The following is a 5825-nucleotide window of genomic DNA, read 5'->3' on the forward strand; positions in this document are numbered from 1 at the left end:
CCATGTCCGGGCGGTGTCCGTGAAGGTCTAGTGATAATGACACGATACTGAAGTTTCCAGATCCTGTCACGCGGTTCCGGTCTGGTTCTATGCCAAGCGTCGTGCTCTCGCCTGATCGGTGAGCAGGGTCAGCCACCCTAGATCAAAGCTGATCGCGGCGATCCTGTTCCCGTCATTCAGCACCCTTTCACGTTATCGACAGATTTTCCCTCGATCAATATCCTCTATAATGCGTTTTTCGCAAATTTTGAGGGGAGGCATGCATGGCTGTCCACATTGAAACTGGCTCAATGGCCGATCCCCTCAACGCTAACGGAAATTGACCCACTCACTGTTCTGATTACTGAGTCGTATTTTTTCCATTGCATTGAGCAGATCAGCATCCTGATTAATGCCTCGCTTTAAGCTGCTATCGAGAAGAAGCTGCGAATGTTGGAGAGCTTTGCGTGAGTTAGATGCTTTTGTAACGCGACCTATGCAGTGAAGTGTATCATGATAGCCTTGTTCCATCAGTCTGGTTATGCTTGCTCCATCGAAGCCAAGTAATGCTTTTAATTCGCTACCTTGAGTAATGTTAGATTGAGGACGTATCTCGAGGATTGTTGTATCTGGAAAATTATGGCGGCTCCATAGCGATCCATCACTCAGGTGCGTCACGATAACTTGTTGGCAGCCAGCTTTGACTAAAGGCGTTATCGGTGTATTCCCTTGCGAGGTTTGCCATCCGCCTTGCCCGCCATCTGTATAGTTTTTTCCACCTATCTGGCGTGCTTGGTACAATAACGGTAGAGCAGCAGATGCAAGCAAAGCATCTTTGCGCTCGTCGTCTGGTAATGCTTGCACATGCATAAAGTCCGAGGGCGGCGTATCGACCAATCCAGTGTCAGCTAAAACACAGCGTAGTATATCAGTCAAACCACCTAGGGTTTCATAAACAGAGACATACAGTGGAAGACCACGCATCAGACCTTCAATATCCAAGTATTCATCAATTAGTCGCTTCAAAGGTTGATCAGATAGTAATGAGTCGCTACTTATTGCACCCAAAGTCATTAATAGTTTGGATAAACGGGGTGTGCCCAGAGTCAGTCCTGCTGCTGCCAACAGCTTAAGGTATATGGGTGTGTTAGTTTGAAGTGGCGACTCCTTTGACAATCTAATCCATAACTCTTCAAGACGCTGTACCCCTACAGGCAGCGAGGGTGCACAGGCTAATACGGCACCATTTAATGCACCAATGCTTGCACCAGCTACCATATCTACACGAATATCTAGTTCGGTTAATGCCCTTAGCACACCCACTTGGTAAGCACCTTTTGCCCCACCGCCGGAGAGTACAAGGCCTGTAGAAGGGGATTCAGAAAAAACTGTAGTGTCAGGCATCAAGTGTCTCCAATGGGAAGATTTCATGTGTCATTGCTTCTGCAATACGCCTAGCTTGTGCTATTAAAGGCACCTTGCTTGGTAAATTTTTAGTTATATGTGCTGCGCTATATATAAAGGGTGTGCTATCAATGGTCATTTGATCAGCTAGCCAAGACAAGGCTTGCGGCATGTCAATACCATTACTACTGCGTGAGATAGATGGGGCAGCCAGCCAGACAGTTGCCATTTCCGCTGGTGTTTGTAATTCGACAGCAGCATCCACTGCCAGCTGTTTTGTGGAACGATCAATCACCAACTGCAAGAACTCTCTGCGCTTGTGTGCTGGATTTTCTAAGCAGCGACAATAATCACCTAAAGATCCCCAGTGTAGTTCTTCCATTGCTGCATAGCAGCGAGCTGCAGGTGATAAGACAGAAAAACGACCTGCTTCCCACTTGCTGAATGTAATATCTATATTGAGTTTTGCTTTTTGAATAAAATCGATACGTGAAATTTCTTGTGTCATATCATGCATTCGTTTATCCAGTCGGTAAGCCATTTCTTTCAGTTGTTCTCGTGTGTCGACACTGTAATGGCTTAGCTCGACCATGCTTCCACTCAAGATTGACACGCGATCGTTGACCTGTGTGATTGCCAGATTACTTTGTGCCATGGATTCAGTAAGCTCAGTTAGCCACTTCAATGATGCTTCTACACCATCAACTAAGCCGGCATTAATTTCAGTCTGTCGGCGAGCACCTTTACCAGTAAAACCATCATACATTCGTGCAAAAAAACCTGTGCGTTGACGCTGCACACGTATATGATCGCGCGCAACATCTATACTATTGGCAAAATCCACCACAAACTTTTCCTGCAAGCAGCTTAGTGTTTGGCAAAGAGTTGAGTTTGGCGTGATGGGTGCAAGATCATTACTCATACCTGCACCTCAAGCCTTGTTGAGGATGGGCTTTCTTTATAGCGCAGTGTTTCAGCGGAGTCATTTAAAGTTATGCAGTCCTTTTCCAAGGCTGCTGCCTCGATTGCCATTTCTGAAGATGTAGCTAATATTTCGGCTTTTCTTGCTTGATCTAAACTGTGTTTTTTTACGCCAGAAATTAAATCGCCGCGTACGTTTTCTACCTTCTCTCGAAATGCACTAAAGAACTCTTCAACTCCATGCTGTAATTGAGGAACGATGTCTTTATTCAATATGGAGTGGGCTGATATGAAAAGTGTTTCAATGCCTTTTCTTGACGAGGTGTTTATTTTGTTAATATCAACCTCATAATATTCTTCGCTGCCTTGGTAAGACTCCCACCCCCAGTCACTTGTATCAAACCATCCACAAATCGTTCCCCAGAGCCCATCCTGCCTCCTGTGTTTAGTTACAGTTCTTGTTTTTTCCATGATGGCACTTTTCATTAGGCTGGTAACAGGAGAGTCGATTTTTATGCTCTCGGTGTTTGGCAGATGAACTATAATATCGAAATCATCTAGATTTCTTTTTATTGATTCTTTTATGCTCTCAAGTGCATTGATGCGATGCCCATCGAACTCAATTGAAAAGTTATCTATTCCAGATTGAATGCAGGAGTTGCAATCACTTTCTGCCTTATCCATGAGGGTTTTGATGGAACTTTCAATTCGCTTAATGAAGTCTTGAGCTGCAGCCCGATCATCAAATTTGATAATCGGGCTGCTTGGATCGAAGTCAAGTGTAGAATCTTTGATTTCTCTCTTACTACCTAGAAATGAAGCGAGTGCAGTACCAAAAAAACCATCGGATTGAGTTGTTTTTTCTTTGGGATTCGATAAGCCTTTTCTTTGCTCTTTTTTCTGATGGTTATCAGACTCGGCAGTTTTCCCCTCCTTGAAGTAACTCTCTATTTTTTCAGTTACTTCTTTTTGAATTCCTGCAGAAGCAGTCTCAATTTTGATTTGAGTACTTTGCAATATACCTTCAAGTGCCTCTTCCGTGGAGGCTTCTATCTTGGCAATATTTTCAATGTCTTGCTGGAGTCGGTCGATATTTTTCTGCAGTTCGGCAACACTTTTCTTGAGGGAGCCAACATTGGCTTTAAAGAAGTTACCAGTATCTTTGGCAAGGTTGTCCAGTTTAGAGGCGGCTGAGCGTAATGCCTCCATGGCAGCATTACGGTGAGCCTCAAAAATAACTTGCTCCAAAGGAACTGAAAAGCCTGAGTCTTGCCAAAGTTTGTCAGCCCCAGCCTTAACCATTTGTGGATCATTAATAAAATCCACCCACATACCTCCAAATCTTTCTTTACCAAAATCCTCAACCCAGCACTCGTTGTTCGGTAGCTTACCATTCCGTTCAAGCTCATTTCGTGCTCGACTGGCTAGGTACCCCTGCTTGGAGGAAACTGGAAATACAGAGCTTTCAGCCATAGCATTTTTCATAAGTGTCTGCGCTATGTACTTCTTCACTGCCGCGCCATCATCCCCATTTCGGTCTTTCTGATCAAATTTGTTGACCAGTGCGTACATCCTATCCTTGGCCGTATAGGAGATTTCCATCAGACTCTCACGCACCTGCTCGTCTGCATCAGACTTGAGTTGGGTGTAATCAAGTACAGCTAATACTGCAGATGCCTTTTTTAACTGATCTTTGAGCATGTGGCGCAAATGCTGCTGTCCTGCTTCGTTGGGACCTGGGGTATCCAGTAGTGTCAGTCGCCCCTGTGTAACAGGGGTATCCTTCAAGTGTGAAAACTCAACCTCAATCACAGGCATGGCTTCCACTATTGCATAAGCGTCAAAAGGAAATTCGACATTTAATGTAAAGCACAGCCGAACCAAGTCGTTGAGGCCTTTAAGGAATCGGAAAATATCTTCTGCACCCTCATGCTGGGATACAAAAAAAGTCTGCTGTCGAATTTGTATCAAGAGTTCTTTCATGTCTTCATCGTTTTGCAGTTCTAAAAGAACTTCTTGATTCACCAACTTGATGGCCTGAGACAATGTCGCTAGCAACTCATTGATTGGTTGTACTTTTTCAAAAATCAAACGAGGCTGCAGTACGCCAGGTGTATGCCTAATTAGTGTGGGCAGCGTAGTCATTGGACGATTACGGTTTGGTAATACCTCAGCACCAACTATGGCATTGATGCTAGTTGACTTACCCGCCTTCATAGTACCAACTACGGCCAACACCATGTCCAAATGATCAAGCTTATAGTTTTCACCATCCAGAACTTCAAGTACTTTAGTTATTGATTGGGTATCAAAGGTTGCGCGATTGTGGTCATCAGCTGCGGGTTCATCTACCAATCCTTTTTGTTGTGCTTTTTCTAATAGGCTCTTCAATTGTGCCAGTTGGCGCTTGGCTTCCATTCGTAAAGTATCAATATTAAGTTGGTGCATTTTTCACTCTCTCAATGTAATTTGTATGTGAAACGTGTATCCCGTACATGGTTGTCAACAGTGTTCATTGATGTTTAAGCTGCGCCCGCATCTCTGCCAGCAAACCTTTCACTGGCCCTGCTGCTTTATGTTCAAGTTCACTATTCCCGCACTTGGGGCAGTTGCTTACATAGTCGTGGCCTTCGATAAATGCATCACTACGCGGGGCAAAGGTTTTTCGCCAGCCACATTGTTTGCAGATCAGTTCAAAAGGCTGAGGTTTGATCATTCTGCTGCTCCCGATGTTGTGCCATAAAAACCATTTAGCTGGTTCAGGGTTTGTTTTATTTCTTCAACCCAGGCTTGCGGCTGGTAAGGATAGGAAATCCAACCGCTTTCACCGCAATATATCTTCGGTTCGGGTGCCTGTCAAGTCGCAACGGAAGCCCCGTCTGAGCAGCGTCGGCAGCCTATCAGGCCGAAATCGGCCCGCCAAGGGGTGGCGAGACGGTTTTTCCGGTGGGCGATGGGTTGGGTTGTGGAAAGCGGGCAACGGTGGGGCTAGCAGCCCAGCTGGGCAGCTTTACCAGGACACCCGCTGGTCGTACTCGCACTCCGGCGCGGGCTGGGCGTAGGGATCACCTGCGGAACCTGCCTCAGCAGCGATGGCATGCTCCGTAGCGTCCTCGTACCACTCCGGCGGACCCCGCGCCTGGGCGATACGGGGCGGGGTGGCGGGTTCGCCGATGTGCTCCAGGATGGCCCGAACGTCCACCGCCTCGGTGATGAAGGCGAGAATCCGCATCTCGGCGCCGCACTGCGGGCAGGTCAACGGAAACGCCTCGTAGATGCGCGCCAGCAGCATCACCCAGAGGTAGCGGGCGGGAGACCGCCGGATGGTCTCGGGCGGATCCTCCGCTGCGGTTTTCACCGCCCGGTGGGATGTACAAGACGATGCCGTTTACGTCCTGCACGCATTCCAGAAAAAGTCGCAAAAGACTACAAAGAACGATATCGACTTAGCCGCAAAACGTTACAAACTGATTGGAGAAGCACTGTGAACGATAACGACACCCGTATCATTGAAAGTAGCG

At 46.5% G+C, this 5825-nt stretch carries 6 protein-coding genes; 1 reads left to right on the forward strand and 5 read right to left on the reverse strand.

What is annotated here, in order from left to right; translation table 11 throughout:
• Window positions 1-309: 309 nt before the first annotated feature.
• From THISIDRAFT_RS07665 to THISIDRAFT_RS15360, 5 genes are all read right to left on the reverse strand, one after another.
• Window positions 310-1383, reverse strand: a complete 1074-nt coding sequence (locus THISIDRAFT_RS07665) for a patatin-like phospholipase family protein (protein ID WP_006788756.1) — start codon at window positions 1381-1383, stop codon at window positions 310-312.
• Window positions 1376-2305 carry a diguanylate cyclase regulator RdcB family protein gene (locus THISIDRAFT_RS07670; RefSeq protein ID WP_006788757.1) on the reverse strand — a complete coding sequence of 310 codons (930 nt, stop codon included), beginning with the start codon at window positions 2303-2305 and terminating at the stop codon, window positions 1376-1378. The genes THISIDRAFT_RS07665 and THISIDRAFT_RS07670 overlap by 8 nt, the downstream gene beginning before the upstream one ends.
• The gene (locus tag THISIDRAFT_RS07675; RefSeq protein WP_006788758.1) at window positions 2302-4752 is read right to left on the reverse strand and encodes a dynamin family protein; all 2451 of its coding nucleotides are present in this window, start codon (window positions 4750-4752) and stop codon (window positions 2302-2304) included. The genes THISIDRAFT_RS07670 and THISIDRAFT_RS07675 overlap by 4 nt, the downstream gene beginning before the upstream one ends.
• Window positions 4753-4816: 64 nt before the next feature.
• Window positions 4817-5020 (reverse strand): hypothetical protein, encoded by a 204-nt coding sequence (locus tag THISIDRAFT_RS07680; protein WP_006788759.1) that lies wholly within the window; start codon window positions 5018-5020, stop codon window positions 4817-4819.
• Window positions 5021-5314: 294 nt separating this feature from the next.
• Window positions 5315-5662, reverse strand: a complete 348-nt coding sequence (locus THISIDRAFT_RS15360; protein WP_221914050.1) for a hypothetical protein — start codon at window positions 5660-5662, stop codon at window positions 5315-5317.
• Between THISIDRAFT_RS15360 and THISIDRAFT_RS07690 the strand changes: the two genes are divergently transcribed.
• Window positions 5628-5792 (forward strand): type II toxin-antitoxin system RelE/ParE family toxin, encoded by a 165-nt coding sequence (locus THISIDRAFT_RS07690; protein WP_246585349.1) that lies wholly within the window; start codon window positions 5628-5630, stop codon window positions 5790-5792. The genes THISIDRAFT_RS15360 and THISIDRAFT_RS07690 overlap by 35 nt on opposite strands.
• Window positions 5793-5825: the final 33 nt, after the last annotated feature.

It is taken from the genome of Thiorhodospira sibirica ATCC 700588, assembly GCF_000227725.2.
Taxonomy (GTDB): Bacteria; Pseudomonadota; Gammaproteobacteria; order Ectothiorhodospirales; family Ectothiorhodospiraceae; genus Thiorhodospira; species Thiorhodospira sibirica.

Bases quoted from the DNA above. Each gene is read 5' to 3' on its own strand.
- THISIDRAFT_RS07665 (WP_006788756.1), bottom strand. From the start codon at position 1,383: ATGCCTGACACTACAGTTTTTTCTGAATCCCCTTCTACAGGCCTTGTA.
- THISIDRAFT_RS07670 (WP_006788757.1), bottom strand. From the start codon at position 2,305: ATGAGTAATGATCTTGCACCCATCACGCCAAACTCAACTCTTTGCCAA.
- THISIDRAFT_RS07675 (WP_006788758.1), bottom strand. From the start codon at position 4,752: ATGCACCAACTTAATATTGATACTTTACGAATGGAAGCCAAGCGCCAA.
- THISIDRAFT_RS07680 (WP_006788759.1), bottom strand. From the start codon at position 5,020: ATGATCAAACCTCAGCCTTTTGAACTGATCTGCAAACAATGTGGCTGG.
- THISIDRAFT_RS07690 (WP_246585349.1), top strand. From the start codon at position 5,628: ATGGTCTCGGGCGGATCCTCCGCTGCGGTTTTCACCGCCCGGTGGGAT.